Source organism: Devosia sp. (assembly GCF_034675085.1).
In the GTDB taxonomy this organism is placed as follows: Bacteria; Pseudomonadota; Alphaproteobacteria; order Rhizobiales; family Devosiaceae; genus Devosia.
Window position 1 is genome coordinate 1 of sequence record NZ_JAUCDN010000442.1, and the last position, 2077, is coordinate 2077.

General features: G+C 67.1%; 4 protein-coding genes. All 4 read right to left on the reverse strand.

The genetic code is table 11. The features are described from left to right. Positions 1 to 104: 104 nt before the first annotated feature. Complete coding sequence (locus tag VDP82_RS17485; RefSeq protein WP_323016093.1) at positions 105 to 530, reverse strand: DUF1178 family protein; 426 nt, start codon at positions 528 to 530, stop codon at positions 105 to 107. Positions 531 to 583: 53 nt separating this feature from the next. Beyond that, on the reverse strand, positions 584 to 1414 hold the full coding sequence (locus VDP82_RS17490; protein WP_323016094.1) for a carbon-nitrogen hydrolase family protein: 831 nt from the start codon (positions 1412 to 1414) through the stop codon (positions 584 to 586). 27 nt (positions 1415 to 1441) lie between these two features. Then, the gene (grxC, locus tag VDP82_RS17495; RefSeq protein WP_323016095.1) at positions 1442 to 1696 is read right to left on the reverse strand and encodes a glutaredoxin 3; all 255 of its coding nucleotides are present in this window, start codon (positions 1694 to 1696) and stop codon (positions 1442 to 1444) included. A 34-nt stretch (positions 1697 to 1730) separates the two neighbouring features. Further along, positions 1731 to 2077, reverse strand: a 347-nt coding sequence (locus VDP82_RS17500) for a ComF family protein (RefSeq protein WP_323016096.1), incomplete at its 5' end; no start/stop codon positions are given.

Sequence of the window (2077 nt, forward strand, 5' to 3'; positions counted from 1 at the left end):
CCCATGGCGGCTTGTGGCTATGGCCTTGCCCCCAGCCACGGTGTCATTCCGGCCTGCGCCGGAATGACAGGGTGCGGGGATAGCCTGGTTGAAATACCCCGGCGCTAATTCTGCTCTTCGGGCAGGTTGGGCAGCGGCATGAAGTCGATGCCGTCATCGACGAGGCCGGCGATCTCGTCGCGGGTCGCCTGGCCATAGATGCCGCGGGCTTCCACTTCCTCGAAATGAATCTTGCGCGCCTCCTCGGCAAATTTATCCCCGACATAGTCGGCTTCGTCCATCACCTTGGCCCGATAGGCCCGAAGCATGTCGCGCAGTTTAGCCGCATCGGGATGGGCCGGGGATAAAGCCAGTCTCTCGCCATCGGTGCGGGCCACGGCGGGAGCCATGGGCGCCTTTTCGACATGGCCATCGTCACAGACGGCGCAGCGCACGATGCCGCGCGCCTGCTGTTCGTCGAATGCGGCGGCATTGGCGAACCAGGCGTCGTAGCGATGGCCTTGCGAACACTGGAGCGAATATTGAATCACGGCGACCGATCTCGAAAACAAAAGCCCTGACGGGCCCTATATGGGACTTTGCCTCAGCCCTGCAAAGCCCCGGGGGCCAAAAAGGGCCGCGCATTGGCCAGGGCCGGGATGCGCCCGCGCGTTTCCACCACCAGCTCGGGGGAAATCTCGGCCAGCAGCACGCCGGGCCGGTCGTGGTCGAGTTCGGCGACAATGCGGCCCCAGGGGTCGACGATGAGCGAATGGCCATAGGTGGCCCGGCCATTGGGGTGCTGCCCGCCCTGGGCGGCGGCGATGAGATAGGAGCCGGTCTCGATGGCCCGGGCCCGCAACAGCGTGTGCCAATGGGCCTGGCCGGTGGGCACGGTGAAGGCCGCCGGCACCGCCAGCAGCGTGGCGCCGGCCTGCGCGAGACTGTGAAAGAGCGCGGGAAAGCGCATGTCGTAGCAGATGCTCATGCCCAGGGTGAAAACGCCCAGGGGTGCGACCACCGCCCGCTCGCCAGCCGCATAGGTGGCGCTTTCGCGATAGGCGTTGAGGCCAGCGATATCGGCGTCGAACAGGTGGATCTTGTCATAGACCGCCCGTTCCGCCCCGTCCGGCCCATAGAGCACCGAGCGATTGGCGAAGCGCCCATCGGGCAGGGGCACGGCGAGCGAGCCGATATGGACGAAAATGCCGTATTGGCGGGCCAGTGCCGCCACCTGCGCCAGTTGCGGATGGCCTTCGAAAGGGGCGGCGACTTCGGCCAATTGCGCACGGTTTTCCGGGAAAAGCAGGGTGACTTCGGGCGTGAGCACATAGTCGGCCCCGGCAGCGGCGGCTTCGGCCAGCATGGCGGCGAGCGCGGCGAAATTGGCCTGGGGGTCGAGCCCCGAGCACATCTGGATGGCGGCGATCTTCATGACGGCGGAGCCCTTGGGAAACGGGGATTACTGGGCGAGCAGGGGGTCGAGCTTGCCCTGGCGGTCGAGCGCGGCCAGATCGTCATAGCCGCCGACATGGGTCTGGCCGATGAAAATCTGCGGCACGGTGCGCCGGCCATGGGCGCGCTGGGTCATGGCGGCGCGCAGTTCGGGATCGAGCACGTCGATCTCGACATAGTCGACGCCCTTGTCGCCCAGCAGCGCCTTGGCCGCGTGGCAATAAGGACAGCTCGGCGTGGTGTAGATCTCGACTTTGGCCATCAGGCATTCTCCAGCGCGCGCAAGGATTTCACCCTTATATGGGCAGTTGGGAGCCGATGACAACGCGCGCCAGGGTGAGCACGTCCACCTCGGCGATGCCGGCCTTGTGCAGCGCGCGCGTCACCGCCTTGAGCGTGGTGCCGGTGGTATAGACATCGTCGATCACCACGATGCGCCGGCCGGCGGCGCGGCGCAAGGCGCCGGCATGGGCGGTGAAGGCCCCGGCGACATTGCGCTGCCGCCCGTCGCCGCTCAGTCCCACCTGCTGGCGGGTCTTGCGGGTGCGGACGACCAGATGGGCGTCGACATCGAGGCCGGTGAGCCGCCCCAGCGCCCGGGCCAGCTCGGCCGCCTGGTTGTAGCGGCGCATGCGCAGGCGGG